This window comes from Pseudomonas sp. CHM02 (genome assembly GCF_000612585.1).
Taxonomy (GTDB): Bacteria; Pseudomonadota; Gammaproteobacteria; order Pseudomonadales; family Pseudomonadaceae; genus Aquipseudomonas.
The window spans coordinates 89662-116253 of sequence record NZ_JFCA01000018.1 but is presented as its reverse complement, the minus strand read 5'-3'; the positions used below and the strand labels follow the sequence as shown (position 1 = coordinate 116253).

Below are 26592 nucleotides of genomic sequence, written 5' to 3'. Positions count from 1 at the left end.
GAGACGGCGTTTTTTTTGTGTCTCGGATAATCAGCCGCGAGCGTTTTCGATCAGCTCGATGTACTCGTCCGCGTTACGCTGGTCCTTGATCAGGTCAACGAAGGTCTGGCCATGCTCATCCTTGCCGTCGAGGTCCAGGCCAGCTTCCTTGAAGAAACCCAGGAACCGTTCGAAGTCGTCGATACGCAGGCCGCGGTAGGCCTTGATCAGTTTGTGCAGGGACGGTGAAGTCGCGTCGACCGGCTCGAAGTCCAGGAACAACTTGATCTGATCGTCGCCGATCTCATCACCAATCACCTGTTTCTTATCTTTACGCATTACCGACTCCAGCCTGCAGACATTTACACGGGGTTTGAAGTCTACCTGCGCGACGCAGCCTTCGAAAGCGCTGGAGGACCAATGTGGGATCTTCGGTGTTTTGGCTATTTGGTCCTGACGGCACCGGTGTGCAGATCTGCCCAGATGTGGCCGTTGGCGTAGCTGAGAAACTGCACGTACACCGTGTCATTGCGCAGCAGGTCGACAATCACGCGGTATTGAGCCACCGGGTAGGACAGTGTCAGGGTTTTACTCTTGTCATCGTAGGCCGGCTTTTTCAGGCTTTTGCTTTCAGCGTCGAAATTGAGCACCACCTGGCTGATCGTCGCGCCCTTGTTCAGGGACTTGCCCTTGAGGCGGATCATCAGCGGCGAGGTCACCGGGATCGGCTGCTGGCTGGATTGGCGCTGGTTGCCCACCACCACCGCGTACTCGGTGACTTGCAGCAGTTGTTGCTGCTCCGGTGCTTCGGCGCGCAGGGTCAGGTCATCCGAGGGCAGGAATTGGCTGTGCATCGGTGCAGGCGAAGCGGCCAGCGGCAAACTGAAGGTCAACGCCAGGGCGGCGCAGGTGCGTATCAACAGGCTCATGAAAAGGCTCCAGACGCAGGGCCAGGCACTCTAGCATGCCGACCCCGCACCTCAAGCGCGTTTACATCCCTTTGACGGCGAAGATCCCATTGGCGTTGCGCCAGTAGCCTTTATAGTCCATGCCGTAACCGAAAATGTAGCGGTCGATGCACGGCAGGCCTACGTAATCGGCTTTCAGGTCCGGACGTGCCTTGCGATCGTGGTCTTTATCGATCAGCACGGCGGTGTGCACTTTGCGCGCGCCGGCGTGTTTGCAGAAGTCGATGATCGCGCCCAGTGTGTGACCTTCGTCGAGGATGTCATCGATGATCAGCACGTCGCGATCGATGAAGGAGACTTCCGGCTTGGCTTTCCAGAACAGGTCGCCACCGCTGGTTTCGTTGCGATAACGGGTGGCATGCAGGTAAGACGCTTCCAGTGGGAATTGCAGGTGAGTCAGCAATTTGCCGGCGAAGATCAGGCCACCGTTCATCACACAGAAGACCACCGGGTTGGTGTCGGCCATTTCGCGGGTGATGTGTGCGCCGACCTTGGCGATCGCTTCTTCGACTTGCGCTTCGGTGTACAGGCAGTCAGCCTCGCGCATGATTTGACGGATATGCTCGAGATCAGCGGACATGGCGCTCTCCAAGGGGGTGCTGTGGCAAGAAAAGCGGGCGAAGGTACGCTTCTCGTGCGCTCCGAGCAAGCCTTAATGGACTAACGTACTAGATGTCTATAGGACAACACCCTCGGATAGATTAATCTAGGCCGGTTTTTTTGCCCGCCGCCGGAGCCTTTCCCATGCCCACTCGCGAGATCCGCCACCCGCTGATCCGACACAAGCTCGGCCTTATGCGCCGCGCCGACATTAGCACGAAGAACTTCCGTGAGCTTGCTCAGGAAGTCGGAGCGTTGCTCACTTACGAAGCTACCAAGGATTTGCCCCTGGAAAGCTACGAGATTCCTGGTTGGGCCGGCCCCGTCCAGGTCGAGAAAATCGCCGGTAAGAAAATCACCGTGGTGCCGATCCTGCGCGCCGGTATCGGCATGCTCGAAGGCGTGCTCAGCCTGATCCCGGGCGCCAAGGTCAGCGCCGTGGGCGTGGCCCGCAACGAAGAAACGTTGCAGGCCCACACCTACCTGGAAAAACTCGTTCCGGAAATCAACGAGCGCCTGGCGATGATCATCGACCCGATGCTGGCCACCGGTAGTTCCATGGTTGCCACCATCGACCTGCTGAAAAAAGCCGGTTGCCGGGACATCCGCGCCATGGTGCTGGTCGCGGCACCCGAAGGCATCGCTGCCGTCGAGAAGGCCCACCCGGACGTGCAGATCTACACCGCGTCCATCGATGAGCGCCTGAACGAACACGGCTACATCATCCCGGGCCTGGGCGATGCCGGTGACAAGATCTTCGGCACCAAGCAGAAGGACGCGTGAGCATGCAGGATGAATTCAACGACCCGCTTTGGCGCCAGATCCTGTCTGGCGCACAAATGCTCTTCGTGGCATTTGGCGCGCTGGTGTTGATGCCGCTGATCACAGGTCTTGATCCAAACGTCGCACTGTTCACCGCAGGCCTGGGCACGTTGTTGTTCCAGCTGGTGACAGGGCGGCAGGTGCCGGTCTTCCTGGCGTCGAGCTTTGCCTTCATCACCCCGATCATTCTCGCCAAGGGCCAGTTCGGCCTCGCGGCGACCATGGGCGGGGTGATGGCGGCCGGTTTCGTTTATACCTTCCTGGGCCTGGCGGTGAAGATCAAAGGCACCGGGTTTATCGACCGGTTGCTGCCGCCGGTGGTGATCGGGCCGGTGATTATCTCCATCGGCCTGGCCATGGCACCGATTGCCGCGAACATGGCAATGGGTAAAGCCGGTGACGGTACCGAGCTGATCCATTACCAGACGGCGATGATGATCTCGATGCCGGCATTGCTGACCACCTTGATCGTGGCGGTGTTCGGCAAGGGCATCTTCCGCCTGGTGCCGATCATCTCCGGCGTGTTGGTGGGTTTTGCCATGTCGTTCTACTTTGGCGTGGTCGACACGGCGAAGATCGCCGCTGCCCCGTGGCTCGCCCTGCCCCACTTCACCGCGCCGGAATTCAACTGGCAAGCGATCCTGTTCATCGTCCCGGTGGCCCTGGCCCCGGCGATCGAACACATCGGCGGTGTGATTGCGGTGGGCAGCGTGACCGGTCGCGACTACCTGAAGAAGCCCGGCCTGCACCGCACCTTGCTGGGTGACGGCATTGCCACCACGGCTGCCGGCCTGTTCGGCGGCCCGCCGAACACCACCTACGCCGAAGTGACCGGCGCGGTGATGCTGACCAAGAACTACAACCCGAAAATCATGACCTGGGCGGCAATCTTTGCCATCAGCCTGGCGTTTATCGGTAAGTTCGGCGCCTTGCTGCAGAGCATTCCGGTGCCGGTGATGGGCGGGATCCTGTGCCTGCTGTTCGGCTCGATTGCGGCGGTGGGCATGAACACGCTGATCCGCCACAAGATCGACCTGGGCGAGGCGCGCAACCTGGTGATTGTCTCGGTGACGTTGGTGTTCGGGATTGGCGGTGTGCTGGTGGGTACCGGCACCGGCCCGGATGACTTCGGCCTCAAGGGCATCGCCCTGTGTGCGGTAGTGGCGATTGGTTTGAACCTGCTGCTGCCGGGCAATGATGGCTGGAAGAACAAGAAGCCGGATGAGCCGTTGCTGTAACGATGCGGTGTTGCTGATGGCCTCATCTCGGGCAAGCCCGGCTCCCACAGGGAAATGCATTCCAATGTGGGAGCCGGGCTTGCCCGCGATGAGGCCCGTCAAGCCAATAAAGGTCTAACGCCTAGATCTCACCGAGCCCATCGATCAGCGCCTGGTTCTGCTCCGGCGTACCAATGCTGATCCGCAGGAACTGGGCAATCCGCTCCTGTTTGAAGTGCCGCACAATCACCCCTTGCTCACGCAGCTTGGCCGCCAGGCCCGCCGCGTCATGCCGCGGGTGACGGGCAAAGATGAAGTTGGCGGCCGAGGGCAGCACTTCAAAGCCTTTCTCTTCCAATTGCGCGACCAGCTTGTCGCGACTGTCGATCACCTGCTTGCAGGTCTTCTCGAAATACTCGCGGTCCTCGAACGCCGCCGCCGCGCCGACAATCGCCAGGCGATCCAGCGGATAGGAGTTGAAGCTGTTCTTGACCCGCTCCAGCGCCTCGATCAAGTCGGGGTGACCCACCGCCAGGCCCACGCGCAAACCGGCCAGTGAGCGCGATTTGGAGAGGGTCTGGGTCACCAGCAGGTTCGGGTAACGATCGACCAGACTGATGGCGGTTTCGCCGCCGAAATCGATATAGGCTTCATCGACCACGACTACCGAATCCGGGCTGGCCTTGAGGAGCTGCTCCACAGCGTCCAGCGCCAGCACGCAGCCGGTAGGCGCGTTCGGGTTGGGAAAGATGATCCCGCCGTTGGGCCTGGCGTAGTCCGCCACGCGGATCTGGAACTGTTCGTCCAGCGGCACCGGGTCGGACTTGATGCCATACAGGCCGCAGTAAACCGGGTAGAAGCTGTAGCTGATGTCCGGGAACAACAGTGGCAGATCATGCTGGAACAGGCCGTGGAAGATGTGTGCCAGGACTTCATCGGAACCATTGCCAAGGAACACCTTGCCGGCATCGATCCCGTAATACTTGGCGACCGCCTGCTTGAGCAGGTCGCTGTTGGGGTCCGGGTACAGGCGCAGGTTGTCGTTCAACTCGGCCTGCATCGCGGCCAACGCCTTGGGCGATGGGCCGTAGGGGTTTTCATTGGTGTTGAGCTTGACCAGTTTGGTCAGCTTGGGTTGCTCGCCGGGCACGTAAGGCACCAGGTCCTTGACGAAAGGGCTCCAGAATTTGCTCATGTCTCAGTTCCCCTTCTCTTCAAGGATGCGGTATTCAGCGCTACGGGCGTGAGCGCTCAGGGACTCACCTCGGGCCAGCACCGAGGCGGTCTTGCCCAGTTCGGAGGCACCCTGCGGCGAGCAGAAGATGATCGACGAACGCTTCTGGAAGTCATACACCCCCAGCGGCGACGAGAAGCGCGCCGTGCCGGAGGTCGGCAGTACGTGGTTCGGCCCCGCGCAGTAGTCACCCAGGGCTTCACTGGTGTGGCGGCCCATGAAGATCGCACCGGCGTGGCGAATCGACGGCAGCCAAGCCTGTGGGTCGGCCACGGACAACTCCAAGTGCTCCGGCGCGATACGGTTGGCCACTTCGATGGCCTGCTCCATGTCGCGTACCAGGATCAGCGCCCCACGGCCATTGATCGATTTCTCGATGATCTCGGCGCGCTCCATGGTCGGCAGCAGCTTATTGATGCTGGCCGCGACCTTGTCGAGGAATTCGGCATCCGGGCTGACCAGGATCGCCTGGGCGTCTTCGTCGTGCTCGGCCTGGGAGAAGAGGTCCATGGCGATCCAGTCCGGATCGGTCTGGCCGTCGCACACCACGAGGATTTCCGAAGGGCCGGCGATCATGTCGATACCCACCTGGCCAAACACGTGGCGCTTGGCGGTGGCAACGTAGATGTTGCCAGGGCCGACCACTTTGTCGACCTTCGGCACGCTTTCGGTGCCATAGGCCAGGGCCGCAACGGCTTGGGCGCCACCGATGGTGAACACGCGATCGACACCGGCAATGCAAGCCGCAGCCAGCACCAACTCGTTGATTTCACCGCGCGGGGTCGGCACGACCATGACCACTTCGGTCACGCCCGCCACTTTGGCCGGGATCGCGTTCATCAGTACCGATGACGGGTACGAAGCCTTGCCGCCCGGCACGTACAAACCGGCACGGTCCAGCGGCGTGACCTTCTGGCCCAGCACCGTGCCGTCGGCCTCGGTGTAGCTCCAGGAGTCCTGTTTCTGTTTTTCGTGGTAGCTGCGCACGCGCGCGGCCGCCACTTCCAGGGCTTCGCGCTGCGGCGCAGTGATGCGCGTCAGGGCCAGTTCCAGGCGTTCGCGGGGCAGGATCAGGTCGGCCATGGACTTGACGTCCAGGCCGTCGAACTGACGGGTGAAGTCCACCAGCGCCGCATCACCGCGCTCGCGCACGGCCTTGATGATGTCGAGTACCCGCTGGTTGACCGAGTCGTCGGACACACTTTCCCAGCTCAGCAGATGATCCAGATGATGGGCGAAATCCGGGTCGGCAGCGTTGAGTCGGGCAATTGCAGTGGACGTGGTCATAGCGAGGGCCTCAATAGAATTGGCAAAAACTCAGGCGCCCTAAACTAGCAGTCGTTTCCGCTTGGGCACCTGAGAATTCTGGCTATGAGGCGGATAGACGGGCGCAGCCTTTCAGCTACGCAGGTAAGTCAACCGCGGTGTCGCGACTCCACTGCCTTGCGCAGGGTGTCGATCAACGCCTGGATACGGGCGTGCTGCATCTTCATCGATGCTTTGTTGACGATCAGTCGGGAACTGATGTCGGCAATGAAATCCTGGGGCTCGAGGCCGTTGGCGCGCAGGGTGTTGCCGGTGTCGACCACGTCGATGATCTTGTCGGCGAGGCCGATCAGCGGCGCCAGCTCCATCGAACCGTAGAGCTTGATGATATCGACCTGGCGGCCTTGCTCGGCATAGTAGCGCTTGGCGACGTTGACGAACTTGGTCGCCACGCGCAGGCGGCCTTTGGGCTCGACATCGCCGACACGGCCGGCGGTCATCAGCTTGCACAGGGCGATACGCAGGTCCAACGGCTCGTACAGGCCCTGGCCACCGTATTCCATCAGCACGTCTTTACCGGCGACACCGAGGTCGGCCGCGCCATGTTCAACGTAGGTCGGCACGTCGGTAGCCCGCACGATCAACAGGCGAACGTCGTCCTGGGTCGTGGGGATGATCAGCTTGCGGCTCTTGTCCGGATTCTCGGTCGGCACGATGCCCGCTTCAGCCAGAAGCGGCAAAGTGTCGTCAAGGATGCGGCCCTTGGACAGTGCGATGGTCAACATGGGAAACGTCAGTCCTTCATCAGGCTATTGCTGTCCGGTCACAATCGGCGCCAGACACAGATCGAGGCCATTACAGCCTCGATTTGAAACAAATTCACAGCAAGTCTCTGTAGTGAGCGGGCTTGTCCCGCGCTGGGTTGCGTAGCGGCCCTAAACATCTGGGGAGCGCTGCGCACTCCAACGCGGGGCTAGCCCGCTCACCACAAGAAGCCCGCTCACTACAGTGACAGCGTTTTCAGCGGCGGGACTAGCCCGGTACACGGCGGATTTTCGCGCCGAGCATCTGCAGTTTTTCTTCGATGCACTCGTAACCACGGTCTATGTGGTAGATGCGGTCGATCAGGGTGTCACCTTCAGCGACCAGCGCCGAGATCACCAGGCTGGCCGAGGCCCGCAGGTCGGTGGCCATGACTGGCGCGCCCTTGAGTTTCTCAGTGCCGGTGACGATGGCAGTGTTGCCTTCGACCTGGATCTTCGCGCCCATGCGGTGCAGTTCGTACACGTGCATGAAGCGGTTTTCGAAGATAGTCTCGATCACGGCACCGGTACCTTCGGCAATCGCGTTCAAGGAGATGAACTGCGCTTGCATGTCGGTCGGGAACGCCGGGTACGGCGCGGTACGCACGTTGACGGCCTTTGGACGCTTGCCGTGCATGTTCAGCTCGATCCAGTCTTCGCCGGTGGTGATTTCGGCACCGGCTTCACGCAGTTTTTCCAGGACCGCTTCCAAGATGGTCGGGTCGGTGTCCTTGACCTTGACGCGACCACCGGTGACGGCGGCGGCAACCAGGTAGGTACCGGTCTCGATGCGGTCCGGCATCACTTTGTAGGTGGCCGGGTGCAGGCGTTTCACACCGTCGATGGTGATGGTGTCGGTGCCGGCGCCGGTGATGTTGGCACCCATGGCGATCAGGAAGTTGGCTAGGTCGACCACTTCCGGCTCGCGCGCGGCGTTTTGCAGGACGCTGCGGCCGTTGGCCAGGGCAGCGGCCATCATGATGTTCTCGGTACCGGTCACGCTGACGGTATCAAAGAAGAAGTTGGCGCCACGCAGGCCGCCTTCCGGCGCCTTGGCCTTGATGTAGCCGCCTTCGACGTCGATGGTCGCGCCCATGGCTTCGAGGCCACGGATGTGCAGGTCAACCGGACGCGAGCCGATGGCGCAACCGCCAGGCAGCGCGACTTCGGCTTCGCCAAAACGGGCAACCATCGGGCCCAGCACCAGGATCGACGCACGCATGGTTTTCACCAGCTCGTACGGGGCGATCAGGGTCTTGATGGTGCGCGGGTCGATTTCGACGGCCAGCTTCTCGTCGATCACCGGCTCGATGCCCATGCGACCGAACAGCTCGATCATGGTGGTGATGTCGTGCAGGTGCGGCAGGTTGGCCACGGTAACCGGGCCATCGCACAGCAGGGTCGCTGCCAGGATCGGCAAGGCGGAGTTTTTTGCACCGGAGATGCGAATCTCGCCATCAAGGCGGGCACCGCCGGTAATAATCAATTTATCCATAAGAATCTCGACGCCTTGGGGGCTCAGGTGCGCTCGGCCCAGGCCGCGCGGCTGAAAAATTTCATAGTGACCGCATGGATGCTGCCATCGGTGATCCACGGGTTCAAATGGGCATAGATGTGCTGCTGACGCTTGACCGGGCTGAGTGCCGCCAGTTCATCGCTAATCACGTTCAGCTGGAAGTTGCAGCCTTCGCCTTCAACTTCTACGGTCGTTTCCGGCAGCTTTCCTTCAAGAAAGCTCTTAACTTCTAGGGCCTGCATGCTCAACCTCTATCGGCGCCCAGTGCGCGCGGGTCGCACATCATACAAAAAAGCCCCGCGCCTGCGAACCCCGCATAGCAGGACTCTGACGGGGGGCTTCTCAATAATGTGTATTAAGGATGCGCCAGCAGCTCGGTCAGACCGGAAACTTCGGCAATTTCGCGCATGTCTTCGGGCAATGCCCGGATGCTGACCGGCTTTTTCGCCGCTTCGGCATCACGCATGAAGCACAGCAGCAGCGATAAACCGACGCTGCTGGACTTGGTCACAGCCGAGCAATCCAGCACCAACGCAGGCGCAGTGCTGGTCTTGATCAGCGCCTGGCCCTGCTTGCGCAGGTCAGGCCCGGTACGGTAATCCAGCACGCCGCTGAGGAACAGCTCGCCGGCATCGCCGAGACGAACAGCCGACTCGGTCATTGCGCAGGCTTCCCGGCAGCTTTATCGGTTTCTTCCTTGGCCTTGGCGACTTCACCGGCCCAACCATTGATGGTTTTGTCCAGGTCGTTGCCATTGCGCTGCATGGCATCGGCGAACTGGTCACGGAACAGCTTGCCAATGTTGATGCCGTTGATGATCACGTTACGCAGTTTCCACTCGCCGTTGACCTTCTCCAGCGTGTATTGCACAGGATAGACGGCGCCGTTGTTGCCCTTGACGCTCATGTTCACGCTGGTGCGATCACCCGACTCATCGCCGGCTGGAGCAACGGTAATGCCCTGGTTGTTGTACTCCAGCAGCGCATTGCCATAGAACTGGAACAGGCCTTTCTTGAAGTTTTCCTGGAAGGTCTGCATCTGCGCCGGAGTCGCCTTGCGCGAATACTTGACCGTCATGATGCTGCGGGAAATGCCTTCGGCATCGACCACCGGGCCGACAATGCTATTGAGCGCGTCGTAGAACTGACTTGGGTCTTGCTTGTACTTTTCCTTGTTGGCCGACAGGTCGGCCAACATCTTGTTAGTCGTGTCCTGCACCAGTTCGTGGGCAGAACCTGCTGCGTTGGCCATCAACGGCAGCGCTGCAAGCAGTACCAGGAGGCCACGTCGCAAGGTAGAGATCATGTACAGATTCCTCATTTGGCGTCTTTATTGACCGTATTGAGCAGGAATTTACCGATCAGGTCTTCAAGTACCAACGACGACTGTGTGTCGTGGATTGTCGAGCCATCCTTGAGCAGGGCTGTTTCCCCGCCCACGCTGACACCGATGTATTTCTCGCCCAGCAGCCCTGCGGTGAGGATAGATGCAGTGGAGTCGGTCGGCAGATTATCTACCTTCTTGTCCAGTTGCATTGTCACTCGACCGGTGAAGCTGTCGCGGTCCAGATCGATTGCCGTGACCTTGCCGATGGTTACACCGGCCATGGTCACTTTAGCTCTGACAGTCAAACCGGCGATATTGTCGAAGTACGCGTAAAGTTTATAAGTATCGGCGGTGGGGCTGGCCGACAAGCCGCTGACTCGCAGGGCCAACAACAGTAAAGCCAGGATGCCAGCCAGCAAGAAAAGGCCGACACCGATTTCCACAGTGCGGTTTTGCATCAGAAATCTCCAAACATCAAGGCGGTCAAAATGAAGTCAAGGCCCAGTACCGCCAGCGAGGCGTACACAACGGTCTTGGTGGTGGCGCGACTGATCCCTTCTGAGGTGGGCTCACAGTCGTAGCCTTGGAATACGGCGATCCAGGTCACTACAAAGGCGAAGACGATGCTTTTTATGATGCCGTTGAGCACGTCGCCAGTGAACGTCACACTGTTTTGCATGTTGGCCCAGTAGGAGCCGTCGTAGACGCCCAGCCAGTCCACCGCCACCCATGAACCGCCCCAGATACCGACCACGCTGAAGATCATCGCCAGCAGTGGCAGGGAAATGAAACCGGCCCACAGGCGCGGGGCAACAATGTATTTGAGCGGGTCCACGCCGATCATTTCCAGGCTGGACAGCTGTTCAGTGGACTTCATGTTGCCGATTTCGGCGGTCAGTGCAGACCCCGCACGCCCGGCGAACAGCAAGGCGGTGACCACCGGCCCCAGTTCACGCAACAGCGTCAGGGCGACCATCTGCCCCACTGCCTGCTCCGAACCGTAGCTGGAAAGAATGTTGAAGCCCTGCAGCGCCAGCACCATGCCAATGAACACCCCGGAGACCACGATGATCACCAGGGACATCACGCCAACCGAATGCAGCTGCTTGACCAGCAGGCCAAAGCCGCCGCCAATGCCGCCACGGCCGAGCAGGGCGTGGAACAGGAAAATCGTCGAGCGGCCCAGCACTTCGACAATGTCGATGCCCGAGCGACCGAAAAGGCGAACCTTCTCGATGAGAGATGTCTTGCGCATCAGCGCTTCCCCAGAAGATCTGAGCGGTAATCCGCTGCCGGAAAGTGAAAAGGCACCGGACCATCAGGATCGCCGGTCATGAATTGGCGAATGCGCGGGTTATCGGCGTTCATCAGTTCTTCGGGCGTGCCCTGCCCCAGTACTTGGCCATCGCCTACTACATAGAGGTAATCGGCAATGCTCGCGGTTTCTGCAAGGTCATGGGAGACCACGATACTGGTGATGCCCAGCGCATCATTGAGCAAGCGGATAAGGCGCACCAGCACGCCCATGGCGATCGGGTCCTGGCCGACGAAGGGCTCGTCATACATGAGGATCTGCGGGTCGAGGGCAATGGCGCGCGCCAGGGCCACACGACGCTTCATGCCGCCGGACAGTTCGTCGGGCATGAGGTCGATGGCGCCGCGAAGGCCTACGGCCTGCAGTTTCAGCAACACAATGTCACGAATCATTTCGTCGGACAGCTGGGTATGCACCCGCAGCGGAAAGGCCACGTTCTCGAAAACATCGAGGTCGGTGAACAGCGCACCGCTCTGGAACAGCACACCCATGTGCTTGCGTGCATCGAACAGATCGCTGCGCGACAGCGTCGGCAGGTTCTGGCCGTTGACCCACACTTCGCCGGCGCTGGGGCGCAATTGCATGCCCATCAGGCGCAACAGGGTGGTCTTGCCGCAACCGGAAGGCCCCATGATGCCCGTGACCTTGCCGCGCGGAATGCGGATATCGACATTATTGAAGATGCTGCGCGTCCCGCGCTTGAAGGTCAGTCCCTTCAGCTCGACCGCGTAGGCGTTATCGGCACTCATCTAAACTCCTTGGGATGCAGCCTCTCACTCGGACACCACGCTTGCGACAAACGTTTGCATCAGTCGCACAATAGCCGCGCAATAGTTGGCCACATGGGCAGAGCGGACCGAACTGGCGGCGAACTATATCACTGCTGGTACAAGGCGCCCAAGGCCGGAACGGTGCTTGTTCAGATTGGTGACAGCGAAAAAACGTTGCTTGAGATGTATCTCAAGCGCATCGCGAACAAACCCTGACGAACTTGCGTGAGGGAATTGATCATTACCGTTATAATCGCCGACTTTTCGTCAGGCTATACGATTTCAGACATGAGCCAATCCAGCGACCTTATTCAATCAGCGCAACGCACCATTCGCCTCGAGCTTGAGGCCGTAGAAGGCTTGCTGGCGCATATCGACGCAGATTTCGTACGCGCCTGCGAGATGATTCTGGCCAGCAAGGGCCGCGTTGTCGTGGTCGGCATGGGCAAGTCGGGCCACGTTGGCAACAAGATCGCCGCCACCCTGGCCAGCACCGGAACCACCGCGTTTTTCGTGCACCCCGCCGAAGCCAGCCACGGCGACATGGGCATGATCACCAAGGATGACGTCATCCTGGCACTGTCCAACTCCGGCACCACCAACGAAATCGTGACCCTGTTGCCGCTGATCAAGCGCTTGGGCATCCAGATGATCAGCATCACCGGCAACCCGGAGTCGACACTGGCCAAGGCCGCCGAAGTGAACCTGAATGTCCATGTGGCCCACGAGGCCTGCCCGCTGAACCTGGCACCGACCTCCTCCACTACCGCTGCGCTGGTCATGGGCGATGCCCTGGCCGTGGCGCTGCTGGAAGCCCGAGGGTTTACCGCCGAGGACTTCGCGTTTTCCCACCCGGGTGGCGCCCTGGGCCGCCGCCTGCTGCTGAAAGTGGAAAACGTCATGCACTCGGGCGATGAATTGCCCCACGTCCAGCGCGGCACGTTACTGAAGGACGCGCTGATGGAGATGACTCGCAAAGGCCTGGGCATGACCGTGATCCTGGAAGCCGACGGCCGCCTGGCCGGGGTCTTCACCGACGGCGACCTGCGCCGCACCCTGGACCGCACCATCGACATCCACACCGCCACCATTGATGCGGTGATGACACCTCACGGCAAGACCGCGCGCCCTGAAATGCTGGCAGCCGAAGCCTTGAAGATCATGGAAGACCACAAGATCGGCGCACTGGTAGTGGTCGATGGCGACGACCGTCCGATTGGCGCCCTGAACATGCACGACTTGCTGCGTGCGGGAGTGATGTAAATGACCAGCGACCTGTTGCAACGCGGCAAGCACATAAAACTGGCGATTTTCGACGTTGACGGCGTGCTGACCGATGGCCGCCTGTACTTTCTCGAGGACGGCAGCGAATTCAAGACGTTCAACACCCTGGACGGCCAGGGCATCAAGATGCTGATGGCGGCGGGCGTGCAAACGGCGATTATCAGCGGCAGAAAGACGCCGGTAGTGGAACGTCGCGCACAAAACCTGGGGATTCCTCACCTGTATCAGGGCCGCGAGGATAAACTGGTGGTTCTGGACGAGCTTCTTGGCCAACTCAACCTAAGCTATGAACAGGTCGCCTACCTGGGCGATGACCTGCCAGACCTGCCGGTGATTCGCCGAGTGGGCCTGGGCATGGCCGTCGCCAACGCGGCCGCCTTTGTTCGCGAGCACGCCCATGGCATCACCACTGCCCGCGGCGGTGAAGGTGCCGCCCGCGAATTCTGCGAGCTGATCCTGCGTGCCCAAGGCAGCCTTGAAGCGGCACACGCCGCCTACTTATAGAGCGTTTTATGCTGAGTAAAAAGATTCGCAACTTCCTGCTATTCGGGGTCATCGCCGCGCTGTTCCTCGCGGTGGGCTACTGGAATATCAGCCCGGAGCGCTTTCTCGACCAGCCTGTTACGCAGGTTGACGAGGGGCTTATCGATAATTTTGCCACCAATGCCTACACCATCCAGTTCATGCCCGATGGCAAGGTCCAGTATGAGTTGACGGCCGATAAAGTGGACCACCTCAAGACATCCGGTGTCAGCCTACTGACAAACCCGGACCTGAACCTGTACCGAGGTACCGACTTTCCGTGGCATGTCACCAGCAAGCGCGGCGAGGTGAACTCGGACGGCACACAGGTGGAACTGATCGATTCGGTGCGCGTCGCACGTACGGATGCACAGAAGCGCGACACCGTCATCACCAGCAGTCGCATGACCGTATTCCCACAACAGCAATATGCGCAGACCGATCAAGACGTTAGAATCGACGGCGCTGGCGGTGTATCGACTGGCAAAGGAATGAAAGCGTATTTGAAAGAAAGCAGGATACACCTGCTATCGAACGTAAGAGGACAGTATGAGGCTCGTTAAAACTCTCCCTATTTTGCTCGGTCTGGGCGCAGCACTGGGAAGCGTGAGCGCCTGGGCTCTGCCGAACGATAGCCAGCAACCGATCCACATCTCGGCTGACGATGCGCAGCTCGATGACAAGCAAGGCGTCGCCACCTATACCGGCGGCGTGATCATCACCCAGGGCTCGATGAAGATCACCGGCAACACGGTGACACTGACGCGTACCCAGGCGGGCGATATTGACGTGGTGACATCGGTGGGCAACCTGGCTTACTTCGAACAGAAGCAGTCCGCTACCGATACCGGCCCGATGAAGGGCTACGGCAAGACCATCCAGTATCATGCCCAGCAGAACCGCATCGTACTGATCGACCAGGCGAAGGTGCTCAGCCCCGACGGCAACTCCACGGAAGGTGAAAAAATCACCTATGACACCGTGAAACAGATCGCTAATGCCGGTCGTGCCAATGGCAACAAGGTCACCGCACCTCGCCCACGCATCGATATGGTTATCCAGCCGAAGAAGAAGGCCGAGTAATGGCAACCCTGAAAGCCCAGCATCTGGCCAAGGCCTATAAAAGCCGTCAGGTCGTGCGCGACGTCAGCCTGTCGATCGACAGCGGCCAGATCGTCGGCTTGCTCGGCCCCAACGGCGCCGGCAAGACCACCTGCTTCTACATGATCGTCGGCCTGGTCCAGGCGGATCAGGGCCGCGTGCTAATCGATGACCTGGACGTGAGCCATCAGCCGATGCACGGTCGCGCACGCGCCGGTATCGGCTATCTCCCACAGGAAGCATCGATCTTCCGCAAACTGTCGGTCGCCGATAACATCATGGCCATCCTCGAAACCCGCAAGGAACTCGACCGTGACGGCCGTCGCAAGGAACTGGAAAGCCTGCTGCAGGAGTTCCACATCAACCATATCCGCGACAACCTCGGCATGAGCCTGTCCGGTGGTGAGCGTCGCCGTGTGGAAATCGCCCGCGCCCTGGCCACCGCGCCCAAGTTCATCCTGCTGGACGAACCGTTTGCCGGCGTCGACCCGATCTCGGTGGGTGACATCAAGCAGATCATCCATCACCTCAAGGCCAAGGGCATTGGCGTGCTGATCACTGACCACAACGTCCGTGAGACGCTCGATATCTGCGAAACCGCTTACATCGTCAACGATGGACAACTGATTGCCGAAGGTGACTCTGCCACTATCCTGGCCAACGAATTGGTCAAGGAAGTGTATCTGGGTCACGAGTTCCGCCTGTAAACACGGTGGTATCAGGCCATTCGCCATGGAGCGCGGTAGTCAATAAAAACCTCAGTATTTTTATTGTTACCGCGCTCTAGGCAAAGCCCCTGATATCAGGCATATAATTTGCTTATGTTTGGCGCTCACGCGCCCTGTCGTGGATGGCGCATTGCGCCGGCGAATAAGGTGTTAAGCCCCTGCCATGAAACCATCGCTAGTCCTGAGAATGGGCCAGCAGCTGACGATGACACCGCAGCTGCAACAGGCCATCCGCCTGCTCCAATTGTCGACCCTGGACCTGCAACAGGAAATCCAGGAGGCCCTGGAGTCCAACCCGATGCTCGAGCGCCAGGAAGAAGGCGACGACTTCGATAATGCAGACCCGCTGGCCGATAACATCGAGCAAAAACCCAATTCCGACGTGCAGGAACCCTCCTACCAGGAATCCGCCCCTACGGTGGGCAACCTGGAGGAAGGCGAGTGGAACGAACGCATTCCCAACGAGCTTCCGGTCGACACCGCCTGGGAAGACGTCTACCAGACCAGCGCCAGCAGCCTGCCCAGCAGTGACGATGACGAGTGGGACTTCACCACCCGTACGTCCGCCGGCGAGAGCCTGCAGAGCCATCTGCTCTGGCAACTGAACCTTGCGCCGATGTCGGACACCGATCGCCTGATCGCCGTGACCCTGATCGACTGCATCAACAACCAGGGTTATCTAGACGAGACGCTTGAAGAGATTCTTGAAGCCTTCGACCCTGAACTGGATATCGAGCTGGACGAGATCGAAGCCGTCCTGCATCGCATCCAGCAGTTCGAGCCTGCCGGTATCGGCGCGCGCACGCTCAGCGAATGCCTGTTGCTGCAATTGCGCCAACTACCGGCCAAGACTCCCTGGCTCGCCGAAGCCCAGCGCCTGGTCACCGACTACATAGGCCTGCTGGGCAGCCGCGACTACAGCCAGTTGATGCGCCGCATGAAGCTCAAGGAAGACGACCTGCGCCAGGTCATCGAGCTGGTACAGAGCCTCAACCCGCGCCCTGGCTCGCAGATCGAGTCCAGCGAAGCCGAATACGTCGTCCCCGACGTCATTGTGCGCAAGGACAACGAGCGCTGGCTGGTGGAGCTGAACCAGGAGTCGGTGCCGCGCCTGCGCGTCAACCCGCAATACGCCGGTTTCGTGCGTCGCGCCGATACCAGCGCCGACAACACCTTCATGCGCAACCAGTTGCAGGAAGCCCGCTGGTTCATCAAAAGCCTGCAAAGCCGCAACGAAACCCTGATGAAAGTGGCCACCCAGATCGTCGAGCACCAGCGCGGCTTCCTGGAATACGGCGACGAGGCGATGAAACCGCTGGTACTGCATGACATCGCCGAAGCGGTCGGCATGCATGAATCGACGATTTCCCGGGTGACCACCCAGAAATTCATGCATACCCCGCGGGGTATTTATGAACTGAAATACTTTTTCTCCAGCCATGTCAGCACCTCCGAAGGCGGTGAATGCTCGTCCACGGCGATCCGCGCGATCATCAAAAAACTGGTTGCCGCGGAAAATCAGAAAAAGCCATTGAGTGACAGTAAGATCGCTGGTTTACTGGAGGCACAAGGCATTCAGGTCGCCCGTCGAACCGTCGCCAAGTACCGCGAGTCCCTCGGGATCGCGCCTTCCAGCGAGCGCAAGCGTTTGATGTGACGGGCGAGCCACAGCGTTCCAGTGGCGGGTATTCCTACCCGCCGCTTTATGCACTGGCAACGAAGGAGAAGCTGTATGCAAGTCAACATCAGTGGACACCAGCTGGAAGTCACCAAGCCCCTGCGTGAGTACACCGAGAGTAAGCTGAACAAGCTTGCGGGGCATTTTGACAAGATCACCAACGTGCAGGTCATCATGGAGGTCGATAAGCTCAAGCAGAAAATCGAGGCCACCCTGCACGTACCGAATGCCAAGCTCGTCGCCAATGCGGAACATGAGGACATGTACGCGGCGATCGACTCGCTCTACGACAAGCTGGACCGCCAACTCATAAAGCATAAGGAAAAGAATCTGCACCTGATGCAAGGTACAGGTCGTTAACTCTCCCCCCATGATCCGACTTGAAACCATCCTGACCCCCGGCCGTTCCCTTGTGAACGTGCCGGGCGGCAGTAAAAAGCGCGCCCTCGAACAAATTGCCAACCTGATCGGCCGTGAAGTGCCTGAACTGGATACGCAAGCCGTGTACGAGGCGCTGATCGCCCGTGAAAAACTTGGCTCGACCGGTTTTGGTAACGGCATCGCTATTCCTCACTGCCGCCTCAGAGGCTGCGATACACCTGTGAGCGCCCTGCTGCACCTGGACGCTCCCATCGATTTCGACGCCATCGACGGCGCCCCGGTCGACCTGCTGTTCGTCCTGCTGGTCCCGGAAGCGGCTACCGATGCGCACCTGGAACTGCTCCGGCAGATCGCCAGCATGCTTGACCGCAAGGACGTACGCGACAAACTGCGCAGCGCCAGCAGCAACGAGGCGCTGTACCAGGTTGTCCTGGATGAACAGAACGGGCAGTAATCATGCGTTTGATCATCGTCAGCGGCCGCTCCGGCTCGGGTAAAAGCACCGCCCTCAATGTTCTTGAGGACAACGGTTTCTATTGCATCGACAACCTGCCCGCCGGCCTGCTGCCGGAATTGGCGGAACGCGCGTTGATCCACACTGAACTGGCACAACCCCTCGTCGCCGTTTCGATTGATGCCCGCAACCTGCCCAGCCACCTTGAGCGATTCCCGCAATTGCTCGAGGAAGTCCGGGCCAAGCACATCCATTGCGATGTGCTTTACCTGGATGCCGACGAAGAGACACTGCTCAAGCGTTTCTCCGAGACCCGTCGACGCCACCCCCTCAGCAGCCCTCACCGCTCCCTGGCCGAAGCCATCGAAGACGAGACCACGCTGCTGGGGCCGATCATTGACCTCGCCGACCTCAAGATCAACACCACCAGTCTCAACCTGTATCAGTTGCGCGATGCCATCAAGCTGCGCCTGTTGAACCAGCCGGAACCGGGCACGGCGTTTCTCGTCGAATCATTTGGTTTCAAGCGGGGCATGCCGGTAGATGCCGACCTCGTGTTCGACGTGCGCTGCCTGCCCAACCCTTACTGGAAGCCGGAACTGCGTGATCAATCCGGGCTGGATCAGCCGGTGGCCGATTACCTGGCTGCGCAGCCGGACGTGGAGGAGATGTTCCAGGACATTTCCAGTTACTTGCTCAAATGGTTGCCGCGCTTCGCTGCAAGCAACCGAGCCTATGTCACCATTGCCATCGGCTGCACCGGCGGCCACCACCGCTCCGTCTACCTGACCGAGCGCCTGGGCCAGGTGCTGCAACAAACCCTCAAGAACGTCCAGGTCCGCCACCGCGACCTTAGCTGAAAGGAACACCCCCGCGATGCCCGCTCTGGAAATTGAAATCATCAACAAGCTGGGCTTGCACGCCCGGGCGTCTGCCAAGTTCGTCGGTGTTGCCGGGCAGTTTCCCTGCCAGATTCGCGCCGGACGCACACCGGAATCGATGGTTGACGGCAAAAGCATCATGGCGATGATGATGCTGGCCGCCGGCAAGGGCACCAAGATTCACTTGAAAACAGAAGGTGAACAAGAACAGGAAGCGATGGACGCACTGGTCGCGCTGATCAATAACTACTTCGACGAAGGCGAATAACCCTCTGTAGGAGCCCGGCTTGCCGGCGATGGCGTCGCCAAGCGCACCGCACGTCTCAGGATTGATCGCCGGCAAGCCGGCTCCTACAAGGGAGCGGGCGTTATCCCAAAGCGGTGTCCATCACCATCATCAAGCAAAATCCGATGCACAGCCCCAGGCTGGCAAGCTTTTCGTGGCCATTGCGTCGCGACTCGGGAATGACCTCGTGAGTCACCACCAGCAGCATGGCGCCAGCAGCCAGGGCCAGCCCCAAAGGCAACAAGATTTCGGCAAGGCTCACCAACCAGGCACAGAGCACCGCAAACACCGGCTCAACCAGGCCTGACGCCGCACCGATCAGGAACGCCTTGACCCGCGACATCCCTGCCCCGGCCAACACCAACGCAATCACCAGGCCTTCGGGCACGTCCTGCAAGGCAATGCCCATGGCCAGGCTGTCGGCATCCGGCATACCGCCGCCGGCGGAGACACCCACGGCCATGCCTTCGGGGATGTTGTGGGCGATGATGGCAAATACAAACAGCCAGATGCGTGGCGGGATCACCGGTTTTTCCGGCGTGCCCACCAGCATTTCCGGGCTCGCGCCGGAGACCTTGCGGTCAACCAGATAAAGCCCGAATGCCCCCAGCATGATGCCAAAGCTGATCAGGCCACTGGCGGCCCAGGGCGATAGTCCCAGGCCTTCGGCTGCGGCAATGCCCGGCACGATCAGCGAAAACGCCGTCGCCGCCAACATCACACCGGCACCAAAACCCAGCAGGGTATCGCTCAATGCCACCGGCATGCGGCGAATGACCAACACCGGGACGGCGCCGAGCGCCGTGCCAAGCGCGCAGATGGAGCCACCCTGCAATGCACGCAGAATGCGCGGCTCCAGGTCCAGCCAGGCGAGCCCGTGGGCCACCAGCAATGCAGTACCTGCCAATAACAGCAACGAGCCAAACGCATAACGAAACATTCGCCCGCTGCTGATCGCCAGTGTTTCAGTGCCCATAGTCGGCCTTAGATCTTGTTATGAAGGTAAATGTCAGGCCACAGCGGCCTGATAGCGAGCGGTGACTTCTGGCCAGTTAATGACACTGTAGAAGGCATTGATGTATTCCGGGCGGCGGTTCTGGTAAAGCAGGTAGTAGGCATGCTCCCAGACGTCCAGGCCGAGGATCGGCGTATTGCCGTTCATCAGTGGGCTGTCCTGGTTACCGCTGCTCTCCACCACCAGAGTCTTCTGCGGCGTAACACTCAACCAGGCCCAACCGCTGCCGAAACGCGTCAACGCGGCCTTGGTGAAGGCTTCCTTGAAACTATCAAAACCGCCAAGCTGTTCATCGATAGCCTTGCCCAGTGCGCCTTCGGGTTTCCCACCACCTTTTGGCGACATCACCGCCCAGAACAACGAGTGGTTGGCATGGCCGCCGCCCTGGTTAATCACCGCTGCACGCAGTTTTTCCGGCAGTTGCTGCACGCTGGACACCAGTTTCTCCACCGGCCAGCCCGCAAACTCGGTGCCTTCGACTGCCGCGTTGAGGTTGTTGATGTAAGTCTGGTGGTGCTTGGTGTAGTGGATCTCCATGGTTTGCGCATCGATATGCGGTTCCAGGGCGTCGTACGCGTAAGGCAAGGCAGGCAAGGTATAAGTCATATCAATGTGCTCCGTATTGAGGAGTGGTCGGCTGCGCCGCAGTACCGCCCAGCAAGCGATGAGTGCGAGGGTACTCGCCGTGATCGCTGATGAAATTCAACAGTTCGACGTAGGTTTTGCTGCTCTGGCGCAGGGCGGCTTCCCGCAATTGCGAGCTGAGGCGCGGGTCCTGCATGGTCTGCAGCAGGCGCTGGTGAATAGCGCAGAGGTACTCCGCGCTTTCTTCCGGCTGGTTCAGGCGCAGGTGCAGGTCCGCCAGGTTGTGATGGGAAATGACGCAAGCCGCCACTGCTTCGTCGGCATCCGCCCAGCGTTCGAACAACACTTGAGCCAGGGCCAGGGCTTGCAAATAGGCCTCGCGAGCGTCGACCAGTTCGCCTGCCATAAAGCAGCGATTGGCCCGTTCGATCGTGCGTTTCCAGTGCTCCATGGTGAGCCTCCAAAGCAGGGTCGGTGATTACACGCCGCCGGCCGTGAGCTTTTCCGGATCCAGCAGGACCTCCAGTTGGCTACGTGGCAAGTCGGTGTGCTCGAGGGCGACATCAATCACCGGACGGCCCTGCTGATAGGCCTTCTTGGCGATTTCAGCGGCCTTTTGGTACCCGATGATCGGGTTGAGTGCGGTCACCAGGATCGGGTTGCGCGACAGCGCTTCCTTGAGCTTGGCTTCATTGACCTTGAAACTGGCGATGGCCTTGTCTGCCAGCAAACGACTGGAATTGGCCAGCAATTCGAGGCTGTTGAGCAGGTTCTGCGCAATGATCGGCAGCATCACGTTCAGCTCGAAGTTGCCCGACTGACCAGCGACAGTGATCACCGTGTCATTGCCGATGACCTGCGCAGCCACCATCGCAGTCGCTTCCGGGATCACCGGATTGACCTTGCCCGGCATGATCGACGAGCCAGGCTGCAGGCCTTCCAGTTCGATTTCACCCAGGCCGGCGAGCGGACCGGAGTTCATCCAGCGCAGGTCGTTGGCGATTTTCATCAGCGACACGGCGGTGGCTTTCAACTGACCTGACACGGCCACGGCGGTGTCCTGGGAGCCAATCAAAGCGAACAGGTTCTTGCCTGGCGTGAATTTCACGCCCGTCAGGCTGCTCAGTTGCTGGCTGAAACGCGCAGCGAATTCTGGGTGTGCGTTGATCCCGGTGCCTACCGCAGTACCGCCCTGGGCCAACGACTGCAAGCTCGGCAGAAGGTCCTGCAAATGCCCGATATTGGCCTTGAGCTGCTGCGCCCAGCCATTGAGCACCTGGCTCATACGCACCGGCATGGCGTCCATCAGGTGCGTGCGACCGGTCTTGATGAACGGATGGACCTCTTCGGCCTTCTGCTCGATCACCTGCACCAGGTGCAGCAAGGCCGGCAGCGTTTGCTCGTGCAGGACCAGCGCGGCGCTGACGTGGATCGTGGTCGGAATGATGTCGTTGCTGCTTTGGCCGCAATTGACGTGGTCGTTGGGGTTGACCGACTCACCCAGCAAACGGCTGGCCAGTGTGGCAATCACTTCGTTGGCGTTCATGTTGGAGCTGGTGCCGGAACCGGTCTGGAAGATATCCACCGGGAAGTGCGGCATGAAATCGCCTTCCAGCAAGCCTTGGGCGGCGTCGACGATGGCCTTGCCCTGCCCTTCGCTGATTTGCTTGAGATCGACGTTGACCTTGGCGGCAGCAGCCTTGGCCAAAATCAAGGCGCGGATGAATTGCGCCGGCATGCGTTGGTGGCTGATCGGAAAGTTGTTCACCGCGCGCTGGGTCTGGGCGCCATACAGGGCCTCGGCAGGCACTTGCAGCTCGCCCATGCTGTCGCGTTCGATACGGGTGTTACTCATCGTTAGATCCTTGCACCAAGTCGGAGTGAGAAATAGACGGCAGCAATTCGCAGGTCGCCAATCGCCAGGCAAAGGTCTGCCAGCGCTTGAGGCGGCAGGCACAGTGAGAGAGTTTTTCCAGGTCGCGCAGCGGGCGCCAGGCCTGGTCCAGGCACAGGGAGCGCCAGTGCCAGGGCAGCGCGATATCGCTGGCGGTGTCGAGCAACAGGCGGAATGAGGTTTCAGCGATCGTCCACGGATGGGTCGCAGTGCAGCACGCCAGGTATCGACCTTCATTGAGGTAGTGTTCGATCAGGCGCGGCTCGTTGGGGTTGAGGCCGCAGCGAATCTGGCGACTCATCCAGCGCCAGCTCTCAAGGTAAGGATCCTCATGCAGGACAGAACTCATGATCCACACTCATTCGGTAATGATATTTATTATTAAATGATATTGAGAATCAAAACAAGAGTGGCACATTAATCCCGCTGACACGCGGGCACAAAAAAAGCGCGCCATCTTCATGATGGCGCGCCTTTTTGTTGAAGTGTGTCGGAGGGATCAGCTACCGGCGACGGTCATCCGCTCGATCAACACCGAACCCGTGCGGATATTGCTGCGCAGTTCCAGGTCGTTTCCGACCGCAACGATCTGCTTGAACATATCGCGCAGGTTGCCGGCGATCGTCACTTCCTGGACGGCAAACTGAATCTCGCCGTTTTCCACCCAGAAGCCCGCCGCGCCACGGGAATAATCACCCGTGACCATGTTCAGGCCATGGCCCATCAACTCAGTCACCAGCAGGCCGCGACCCATCTTCCGTAGCAGCGCGGCCTGGTCTTCGTCGCCGTGGGTGACGAACAGGTTGTGCACGCCGCCGGAGTTGGCGGTGCTCGGTAGGCCAAGCTTGCGACCGGCGTAGGTACCCAGCACGTAGGACACCAACTCACCGCTCTCGACAAACGGCTTGGCGTACGTTGCCAGGCCATCACCGTCAAACGCCGAACTGCCCATGGCACGCATCAGGTGTGGACGCTCATCGATGGTCAGCCATTCAGGAAACAGCTTCTGGCCGATCGCGCCCTCCAGGAACGAAGACTTGCGGTACAGGTTGCCCCCGGAAATCGCTCCCAGGAAACTGCCGAACAACCCACCGGCCAATTCCGCCGAAAACAGCACCGGCACTTCACAGGTCGGCACAGGACGCGCGCCCAGGCGGCTCGCGGCACGCTGTGCAGCACGCTGGCCGATGCTGACCGGATCGGCCAGCAAATCGCCCTGGCGGTTCACGTCATACCAGTAATCGCGCTGCATCTGGCCGTTGGCTTCAGCGATCATCACGCAGCTCAAGCTATGACGCGTGGACGCGTAACCACCGATGAAACCATGGCTGTTGCCATACACGCGGCAGCCCTGATGGGTGCTCAACGTGGTGCCATCAGCGTTCTTGATGCGGGCATCGGCGTCGAACGCGGCAGCTTCACAGGTCAGCGCCTGTTCAATGGCCTGCTCGGGCGTGATGTCCCAGGCGTGGAACAGATCAAAGTCCTTCAAGTCCTTGGCCATCAACGCTTTGTCGGCCAGGCCCGAGCTTTCATCTTCGGACGTGTGCCTGGCAATCGCCAACGCCGCCGCCACGGTCTCGCGAATGGCTTCCGGACCACTGGCCGAAGTACTCGCCGAGCCTTTGCGCTGCCCTAAATACAGGGTGATGCCAAAGCCTTGGTCGCGGTTGAACTCGACGGTCTCCACTTCCCGCTGGCGCACCGATGTCGACAGCCCCTGCTCCAGCGACACCGCCACTTCACAGGCACTGGCCCCCTGGCGCCTGGCCTCGGCAAGGATCTGCTCGACTTGTTCCTGCAGTGCCGGTAACGCTTGCGGACCGACGCTTTGGGCTGCACTCATGGTTTTCTCCACTCAAATTCTGCTTTCGGTTAAGGCCATCGAGCGACCGGGCCGGACAAGCGGCCCCCGACTGGTTATCATGGCGGCGTTTCTTTGCGGACTGCCACCATGGTTGATTCTTACGACGACTCCCTCGATGGGGAGAAAAGCAAAACCCAGGTCAAACGTGAGCTGCATGCTCTGGTTGACCTCGGCGAGCGCCTTACAACGCTCAAGAAGGATTTGATTGCAAAACTGCCATTGACCGACGAAATGCGCCGGGCCTTGGCGGATGCGCCCAAGCACACCGCGAATATCGCGCGTAAACGGCACATCATGTTCATCGGCAAACTCATGCGCGATCAGGACACTGACGCCATTCTGGCCTTGCTCGATCAAACCGATGCCTCCACTCGCCAGTACAACGAACGCTTCCATAACCTGGAACGTTGGCGTGACCGCCTGATCTCGGGCGATGACGCCGTGCTGGAAAAATTCGTACTGGACTACCCGGACGCGGACCGCCAGCAACTGCGCTCCCTGATCCGTCAAGCCCAGCACGAGCTGGCGCATAACAAGGCGCCCGCCACCAGCCGTAAAATCTTCAAGTACATCCGTGAGCTGGACGAGACTCAACGCGGCCTGCGCTGATCCTCTTCCCCGGGTGGCGATCTTCGCCACCCGAAGCTCCAGCGTTTACGACCCCGTGCCACCCACGGTGATCGCATCAATCTTCAGCGTTGGCTGGCCGACACCCACCGGCACCGACTGCCCATCTTTCCCGCACGTGCCCACGCCGCTGTCCAGCGACAGGTCGTTACCGACCATCGACACCTTGCTCATGGCTTCCGGACCGTTACCGATCAACGTTGCACCCTTGACCGGCGCGGTAATCTTGCCGTCTTCGATCAGGTATGCCTCGCTGGTGGAGAACACGAACTTGCCGCTGGTGATATCCACCTGGCCGCCACCAAGGTTGGCGCAGTAGATGCCGCGCTTCACCGACGCAATGATTTCGGCCGGGTCGCTTTCGCCACCGAGCATGTAGGTATTGGTCATGCGTGGCATCGGCAAATGCGCGTAGGACTCACGACGGCCGTTACCGGTGCGCGCCACGCCCATCAGGCGAGCGTTGAGCTTGTCTTGCATATAACCCTTGAGCACGCCGTTTTCGATCAGGGTGGTGCACTCGGTCGGCGTGCCTTCGTCATCGACGCTCAGCGAACCACGGCGCCCGGCCAGGGTGCCGTCATCGACGATGGTGCAGAGCTTGGACGCAACCATCTCGCCCATGCGCCCGCTGTAGGCCGAACTGCCCTTGCGGTTGAAGTCCCCTTCCAGGCCATGGCCGACCGCTTCGTGCAACAGCACGCCGGACCAACCCGAGCCCAACACCACCGGCAAGGTACCCGCTGGTGCAGGGATGGCTTCGAGGTTGACCAGCGCCTGGCGCAGCGCCTCACGGGCATAACCCATGGCACGGTCATCAGTGAGGAAATAACGGTAGTCGGTACGCCCGCCACCGCCGTGGCCACCGCGTTCGCGACGACCGTTCTGCTCCACGATCACACTCACGTTGAAACGCACCAACGGCCGCACATCCGCTGCCAGGCCGCCATCGGTGGACGCCACGAGGATGCGCTCCCACACGCCTGCCATGCTGACGGTAACCTGTTGGATACGCGGGTCCAGGGCACGGGTAGCGGCATCAATACGCTTGAGCAGCTCGACTTTTTCCGCACGGCTGATCACTTCAAGTGGGTTATCCGGCGCATACAACTGCGCCACGTCCTGGGTGCTGAACGCCTGCACCGTGCCATTTTGCCCGGCGCGGGAGATCGAGCGCGCAGCACGTGCTGCCAGGCCCAGCGCCTCCAGGGTGATCGCATTGCTGTAGGCAAAACCGGTTTTTTCACCAGACTGGGCGCGCACGCCCACACCCTGGTCGAGGTTGAAACTGCCTTCCTTGACGATGCCGTCTTCCAGGGCCCAGGACTCGGAAATCTGCCCTTGGAAATACAGGTCAGCCGCGTCAATGCCTGGCCCGGCGAGATCGCCCAGCACGGTTTGCAAGCTTTCGATGGTCACGCCACCGGGTGCCAGGAGGTGTTCACTGACTGAGGACAACAACTCGCTCATAGG

Annotated in this window: 33 protein-coding genes; 13 read left to right on the top strand and 20 right to left on the bottom strand. The window is 60.2% G+C overall.

The window, feature by feature from the left end:
• Positions 1-30: 30 nt before the first annotated feature.
• The 3 genes from BM70_RS0112450 to BM70_RS0112440 all read right to left on the bottom strand — a co-directional run bounded on the left by BM70_RS0112450 (position 31) and on the right by BM70_RS0112440 (position 1527).
• Entirely contained in the window at positions 31-318 is a 288-nt protein-coding gene (locus BM70_RS0112450; protein WP_016976601.1) for a PA4642 family protein, read from the bottom strand.
• Positions 319-422: 104 nt separating this feature from the next.
• Complete coding sequence (locus BM70_RS0112445; protein ID WP_025856324.1) at positions 423-908, bottom strand: hypothetical protein; 486 nt, start codon at positions 906-908, stop codon at positions 423-425.
• A gap of 61 nt (positions 909-969) precedes the next feature.
• Complete coding sequence (locus tag BM70_RS0112440; protein ID WP_025856323.1) at positions 970-1527, bottom strand: hypoxanthine-guanine phosphoribosyltransferase; 558 nt, start codon at positions 1525-1527, stop codon at positions 970-972.
• Between the two features lie 164 nt (positions 1528-1691).
• Here BM70_RS0112440 and upp point away from each other — a divergent pair, with 164 nt between their 5' ends.
• Positions 1692-2330: a uracil phosphoribosyltransferase gene (gene upp / locus BM70_RS0112435; protein ID WP_025856322.1), complete on the top strand. Its 639-nt coding sequence runs from the start codon at positions 1692-1694 to the stop codon at positions 2328-2330.
• Positions 2331-2332: 2 nt separating this feature from the next.
• Positions 2333-3607 carry a uracil-xanthine permease family protein gene (locus BM70_RS0112430; protein ID WP_025856321.1) on the top strand — a complete coding sequence of 425 codons (1275 nt, stop codon included), beginning with the start codon at positions 2333-2335 and terminating at the stop codon, positions 3605-3607.
• A 121-nt stretch (positions 3608-3728) separates the two neighbouring features.
• Here BM70_RS0112430 and hisC read toward each other — a convergent pair whose 3' ends face one another.
• From hisC to BM70_RS0112380, 10 genes are all read right to left on the bottom strand, one after another.
• Positions 3729-4781 carry a histidinol-phosphate transaminase gene (gene hisC, locus BM70_RS0112425; RefSeq protein WP_025856320.1) on the bottom strand — a complete coding sequence of 351 codons (1053 nt, stop codon included), beginning with the start codon at positions 4779-4781 and terminating at the stop codon, positions 3729-3731.
• A gap of 3 nt (positions 4782-4784) precedes the next feature.
• On the bottom strand, positions 4785-6107 hold the full coding sequence (gene hisD / locus BM70_RS0112420; RefSeq protein WP_025856319.1) for a histidinol dehydrogenase: 1323 nt from the start codon (positions 6105-6107) through the stop codon (positions 4785-4787).
• A gap of 128 nt (positions 6108-6235) precedes the next feature.
• Positions 6236-6871: an ATP phosphoribosyltransferase gene (hisG, locus tag BM70_RS0112415; protein WP_003188599.1), complete on the bottom strand. Its 636-nt coding sequence runs from the start codon at positions 6869-6871 to the stop codon at positions 6236-6238.
• Positions 6872-7118: 247 nt separating this feature from the next.
• The gene (gene murA / locus BM70_RS0112410; protein WP_025856318.1) at positions 7119-8384 is read right to left on the bottom strand and encodes a UDP-N-acetylglucosamine 1-carboxyvinyltransferase; all 1266 of its coding nucleotides are present in this window, start codon (positions 8382-8384) and stop codon (positions 7119-7121) included.
• 23 nt (positions 8385-8407) lie between these two features.
• Positions 8408-8647, bottom strand: coding sequence for a BolA family protein (locus BM70_RS0112405; protein WP_025856317.1), 240 nt, complete (start codon positions 8645-8647; stop codon positions 8408-8410).
• Between the two features lie 113 nt (positions 8648-8760).
• Entirely contained in the window at positions 8761-9066 is a 306-nt protein-coding gene (locus tag BM70_RS0112400) for a lipid asymmetry maintenance protein MlaB (RefSeq protein ID WP_025856316.1), read from the bottom strand.
• A complete protein-coding gene (locus BM70_RS0112395; protein ID WP_025856315.1) occupies positions 9063-9710 on the bottom strand; it encodes a phospholipid-binding protein MlaC in 648 nt (215 codons plus the stop codon). Before BM70_RS0112395 ends, BM70_RS0112400 begins: the two co-directional genes overlap by 4 nt.
• 11 nt (positions 9711-9721) lie before the next feature.
• On the bottom strand, positions 9722-10189 hold the full coding sequence (mlaD, locus tag BM70_RS0112390; protein ID WP_003171814.1) for an outer membrane lipid asymmetry maintenance protein MlaD: 468 nt from the start codon (positions 10187-10189) through the stop codon (positions 9722-9724).
• Positions 10189-10986, bottom strand: a complete 798-nt coding sequence (gene mlaE / locus BM70_RS0112385; RefSeq protein WP_003188592.1) for a lipid asymmetry maintenance ABC transporter permease subunit MlaE — start codon at positions 10984-10986, stop codon at positions 10189-10191. The genes mlaD and mlaE overlap by 1 nt, the downstream gene beginning before the upstream one ends.
• Positions 10986-11795: an ATP-binding cassette domain-containing protein gene (locus BM70_RS0112380; protein WP_003171811.1), complete on the bottom strand. Its 810-nt coding sequence runs from the start codon at positions 11793-11795 to the stop codon at positions 10986-10988. Before BM70_RS0112380 ends, mlaE begins: the two co-directional genes overlap by 1 nt.
• Positions 11796-12104: 309 nt before the next feature.
• On the opposite strand from BM70_RS0112380, the gene BM70_RS0112375 reads away from it, so the two are divergent.
• The 10 genes from BM70_RS0112375 (at position 12105) to BM70_RS0112330 (ending at position 19113) form a co-directional block, all read left to right on the top strand.
• On the top strand, positions 12105-13079 hold the full coding sequence (locus BM70_RS0112375) for a KpsF/GutQ family sugar-phosphate isomerase (protein ID WP_025856314.1): 975 nt from the start codon (positions 12105-12107) through the stop codon (positions 13077-13079).
• Entirely contained in the window at positions 13080-13604 is a 525-nt protein-coding gene (locus BM70_RS0112370) for an HAD family hydrolase (RefSeq protein ID WP_017738753.1), read from the top strand.
• Positions 13605-13612: 8 nt separating this feature from the next.
• Positions 13613-14185: an LPS export ABC transporter periplasmic protein LptC gene (gene lptC / locus BM70_RS0112365; protein ID WP_025856313.1), complete on the top strand. Its 573-nt coding sequence runs from the start codon at positions 13613-13615 to the stop codon at positions 14183-14185.
• Positions 14172-14705: a lipopolysaccharide transport periplasmic protein LptA gene (gene lptA / locus BM70_RS0112360; RefSeq protein WP_025856312.1), complete on the top strand. Its 534-nt coding sequence runs from the start codon at positions 14172-14174 to the stop codon at positions 14703-14705. Before lptC ends, lptA begins: the two co-directional genes overlap by 14 nt.
• Complete coding sequence (lptB, locus tag BM70_RS0112355; protein ID WP_003171806.1) at positions 14705-15430, top strand: LPS export ABC transporter ATP-binding protein; 726 nt, start codon at positions 14705-14707, stop codon at positions 15428-15430. The genes lptA and lptB overlap by 1 nt, the downstream gene beginning before the upstream one ends.
• Before the next feature lie 184 nt (positions 15431-15614).
• Positions 15615-17108: an RNA polymerase factor sigma-54 gene (locus tag BM70_RS0112350; protein ID WP_025856311.1), complete on the top strand. Its 1494-nt coding sequence runs from the start codon at positions 15615-15617 to the stop codon at positions 17106-17108.
• 75 nt (positions 17109-17183) lie between these two features.
• Positions 17184-17489: a ribosome hibernation-promoting factor, HPF/YfiA family gene (gene hpf / locus BM70_RS0112345; protein WP_003171804.1), complete on the top strand. Its 306-nt coding sequence runs from the start codon at positions 17184-17186 to the stop codon at positions 17487-17489.
• 10 nt (positions 17490-17499) lie between these two features.
• On the top strand, positions 17500-17964 hold the full coding sequence (gene ptsN / locus BM70_RS0112340) for a PTS IIA-like nitrogen regulatory protein PtsN (RefSeq protein WP_025856310.1): 465 nt from the start codon (positions 17500-17502) through the stop codon (positions 17962-17964).
• 2 nt (positions 17965-17966) lie between these two features.
• A complete protein-coding gene (gene rapZ, locus BM70_RS0112335; protein WP_025856309.1) occupies positions 17967-18824 on the top strand; it encodes an RNase adapter RapZ in 858 nt (285 codons plus the stop codon).
• Positions 18825-18840: 16 nt separating this feature from the next.
• Entirely contained in the window at positions 18841-19113 is a 273-nt protein-coding gene (locus BM70_RS0112330) for an HPr family phosphocarrier protein (RefSeq protein WP_012722237.1), read from the top strand.
• Positions 19114-19213: 100 nt separating this feature from the next.
• On the opposite strand, the gene BM70_RS0112325 is transcribed toward BM70_RS0112330, so the two are convergent.
• From BM70_RS0112325 to pmbA, 6 genes are all read right to left on the bottom strand, one after another.
• Positions 19214-20107 carry a ZIP family metal transporter gene (locus tag BM70_RS0112325; protein ID WP_025856308.1) on the bottom strand — a complete coding sequence of 298 codons (894 nt, stop codon included), beginning with the start codon at positions 20105-20107 and terminating at the stop codon, positions 19214-19216.
• Positions 20108-20140: 33 nt separating this feature from the next.
• On the bottom strand, positions 20141-20752 hold the full coding sequence (locus BM70_RS0112320; RefSeq protein ID WP_025856307.1) for a superoxide dismutase: 612 nt from the start codon (positions 20750-20752) through the stop codon (positions 20141-20143).
• A 1-nt stretch (position 20753) separates the two neighbouring features.
• Positions 20754-21182 carry a hypothetical protein gene (locus BM70_RS0112315; protein WP_025856306.1) on the bottom strand — a complete coding sequence of 143 codons (429 nt, stop codon included), beginning with the start codon at positions 21180-21182 and terminating at the stop codon, positions 20754-20756.
• 27 nt (positions 21183-21209) lie between these two features.
• Positions 21210-22586, bottom strand: coding sequence for an aspartate ammonia-lyase (locus tag BM70_RS0112310; RefSeq protein ID WP_025856305.1), 1377 nt, complete (start codon positions 22584-22586; stop codon positions 21210-21212).
• Entirely contained in the window at positions 22579-22974 is a 396-nt protein-coding gene (locus BM70_RS0112305; RefSeq protein ID WP_025856304.1) for a hypothetical protein, read from the bottom strand. Before BM70_RS0112305 ends, BM70_RS0112310 begins: the two co-directional genes overlap by 8 nt.
• 150 nt (positions 22975-23124) lie before the next feature.
• A complete protein-coding gene (pmbA, locus tag BM70_RS0112300; RefSeq protein WP_025856303.1) occupies positions 23125-24471 on the bottom strand; it encodes a metalloprotease PmbA in 1347 nt (448 codons plus the stop codon).
• 108 nt (positions 24472-24579) lie between these two features.
• Between pmbA and yjgA the strand changes: the two genes are divergently transcribed.
• The gene (gene yjgA, locus BM70_RS0112295) at positions 24580-25101 is read left to right on the top strand and encodes a ribosome biogenesis factor YjgA (RefSeq protein ID WP_025856302.1); all 522 of its coding nucleotides are present in this window, start codon (positions 24580-24582) and stop codon (positions 25099-25101) included.
• 45 nt (positions 25102-25146) lie between these two features.
• Here yjgA and tldD read toward each other — a convergent pair whose 3' ends face one another.
• Positions 25147-26589, bottom strand: a complete 1443-nt coding sequence (gene tldD, locus BM70_RS0112290; RefSeq protein WP_012722229.1) for a metalloprotease TldD — start codon at positions 26587-26589, stop codon at positions 25147-25149.
• Between the last annotated feature and the right edge of the window lie 3 nt (positions 26590-26592).

What these genes read in the sequence shown, in the direction of transcription:
- BM70_RS0112395 (WP_025856315.1), bottom strand. Translation starts at nt 9,710, where the DNA reads ATGATCTCTACCTTGCGACGTGGCCTCCTGGTACTGCTTGCAGCGCTG.
- BM70_RS0112310 (WP_025856305.1), bottom strand. Translation starts at nt 22,586, where the DNA reads ATGAGTAACACCCGTATCGAACGCGACAGCATGGGCGAGCTGCAAGTG.
- lptC (WP_025856313.1), top strand. Translation starts at nt 13,613, where the DNA reads ATGCTGAGTAAAAAGATTCGCAACTTCCTGCTATTCGGGGTCATCGCC.
- hisC (WP_025856320.1), bottom strand. Translation starts at nt 4,781, where the DNA reads ATGAGCAAATTCTGGAGCCCTTTCGTCAAGGACCTGGTGCCTTACGTG.
- BM70_RS0112320 (WP_025856307.1), bottom strand. Translation starts at nt 20,752, where the DNA reads ATGACTTATACCTTGCCTGCCTTGCCTTACGCGTACGACGCCCTGGAA.
- BM70_RS0112330 (WP_012722237.1), top strand. Translation starts at nt 18,841, where the DNA reads ATGCCCGCTCTGGAAATTGAAATCATCAACAAGCTGGGCTTGCACGCC.
- BM70_RS0112440 (WP_025856323.1), bottom strand. Translation starts at nt 1,527, where the DNA reads ATGTCCGCTGATCTCGAGCATATCCGTCAAATCATGCGCGAGGCTGAC.
- hpf (WP_003171804.1), top strand. Translation starts at nt 17,184, where the DNA reads ATGCAAGTCAACATCAGTGGACACCAGCTGGAAGTCACCAAGCCCCTG.
- ptsN (WP_025856310.1), top strand. Translation starts at nt 17,500, where the DNA reads ATGATCCGACTTGAAACCATCCTGACCCCCGGCCGTTCCCTTGTGAAC.
- hisG (WP_003188599.1), bottom strand. Translation starts at nt 6,871, where the DNA reads ATGTTGACCATCGCACTGTCCAAGGGCCGCATCCTTGACGACACTTTG.
- BM70_RS0112430 (WP_025856321.1), top strand. Translation starts at nt 2,333, where the DNA reads ATGCAGGATGAATTCAACGACCCGCTTTGGCGCCAGATCCTGTCTGGC.
- BM70_RS0112325 (WP_025856308.1), bottom strand. Translation starts at nt 20,107, where the DNA reads ATGGGCACTGAAACACTGGCGATCAGCAGCGGGCGAATGTTTCGTTAT.
- BM70_RS0112305 (WP_025856304.1), bottom strand. Translation starts at nt 22,974, where the DNA reads ATGAGTTCTGTCCTGCATGAGGATCCTTACCTTGAGAGCTGGCGCTGG.
- BM70_RS0112350 (WP_025856311.1), top strand. Translation starts at nt 15,615, where the DNA reads ATGAAACCATCGCTAGTCCTGAGAATGGGCCAGCAGCTGACGATGACA.
- lptA (WP_025856312.1), top strand. Translation starts at nt 14,172, where the DNA reads ATGAGGCTCGTTAAAACTCTCCCTATTTTGCTCGGTCTGGGCGCAGCA.
- BM70_RS0112450 (WP_016976601.1), bottom strand. Translation starts at nt 318, where the DNA reads ATGCGTAAAGATAAGAAACAGGTGATTGGTGATGAGATCGGCGACGAT.
- upp (WP_025856322.1), top strand. Translation starts at nt 1,692, where the DNA reads ATGCCCACTCGCGAGATCCGCCACCCGCTGATCCGACACAAGCTCGGC.
- tldD (WP_012722229.1), bottom strand. Translation starts at nt 26,589, where the DNA reads ATGAGCGAGTTGTTGTCCTCAGTCAGTGAACACCTCCTGGCACCCGGT.
- BM70_RS0112400 (WP_025856316.1), bottom strand. Translation starts at nt 9,066, where the DNA reads ATGACCGAGTCGGCTGTTCGTCTCGGCGATGCCGGCGAGCTGTTCCTC.
- murA (WP_025856318.1), bottom strand. Translation starts at nt 8,384, where the DNA reads ATGGATAAATTGATTATTACCGGCGGTGCCCGCCTTGATGGCGAGATT.
- BM70_RS0112315 (WP_025856306.1), bottom strand. Translation starts at nt 21,182, where the DNA reads ATGGAGCACTGGAAACGCACGATCGAACGGGCCAATCGCTGCTTTATG.
- BM70_RS0112370 (WP_017738753.1), top strand. Translation starts at nt 13,080, where the DNA reads ATGACCAGCGACCTGTTGCAACGCGGCAAGCACATAAAACTGGCGATT.
- mlaD (WP_003171814.1), bottom strand. Translation starts at nt 10,189, where the DNA reads ATGCAAAACCGCACTGTGGAAATCGGTGTCGGCCTTTTCTTGCTGGCT.
- lptB (WP_003171806.1), top strand. Translation starts at nt 14,705, where the DNA reads ATGGCAACCCTGAAAGCCCAGCATCTGGCCAAGGCCTATAAAAGCCGT.
- BM70_RS0112445 (WP_025856324.1), bottom strand. Translation starts at nt 908, where the DNA reads ATGAGCCTGTTGATACGCACCTGCGCCGCCCTGGCGTTGACCTTCAGT.
- BM70_RS0112405 (WP_025856317.1), bottom strand. Translation starts at nt 8,647, where the DNA reads ATGCAGGCCCTAGAAGTTAAGAGCTTTCTTGAAGGAAAGCTGCCGGAA.
- BM70_RS0112380 (WP_003171811.1), bottom strand. Translation starts at nt 11,795, where the DNA reads ATGAGTGCCGATAACGCCTACGCGGTCGAGCTGAAGGGACTGACCTTC.
- yjgA (WP_025856302.1), top strand. Translation starts at nt 24,580, where the DNA reads ATGGTTGATTCTTACGACGACTCCCTCGATGGGGAGAAAAGCAAAACC.
- mlaE (WP_003188592.1), bottom strand. Translation starts at nt 10,986, where the DNA reads ATGCGCAAGACATCTCTCATCGAGAAGGTTCGCCTTTTCGGTCGCTCG.
- pmbA (WP_025856303.1), bottom strand. Translation starts at nt 24,471, where the DNA reads ATGAGTGCAGCCCAAAGCGTCGGTCCGCAAGCGTTACCGGCACTGCAG.
- rapZ (WP_025856309.1), top strand. Translation starts at nt 17,967, where the DNA reads ATGCGTTTGATCATCGTCAGCGGCCGCTCCGGCTCGGGTAAAAGCACC.
- BM70_RS0112375 (WP_025856314.1), top strand. Translation starts at nt 12,105, where the DNA reads ATGAGCCAATCCAGCGACCTTATTCAATCAGCGCAACGCACCATTCGC.
- hisD (WP_025856319.1), bottom strand. Translation starts at nt 6,107, where the DNA reads ATGACCACGTCCACTGCAATTGCCCGACTCAACGCTGCCGACCCGGAT.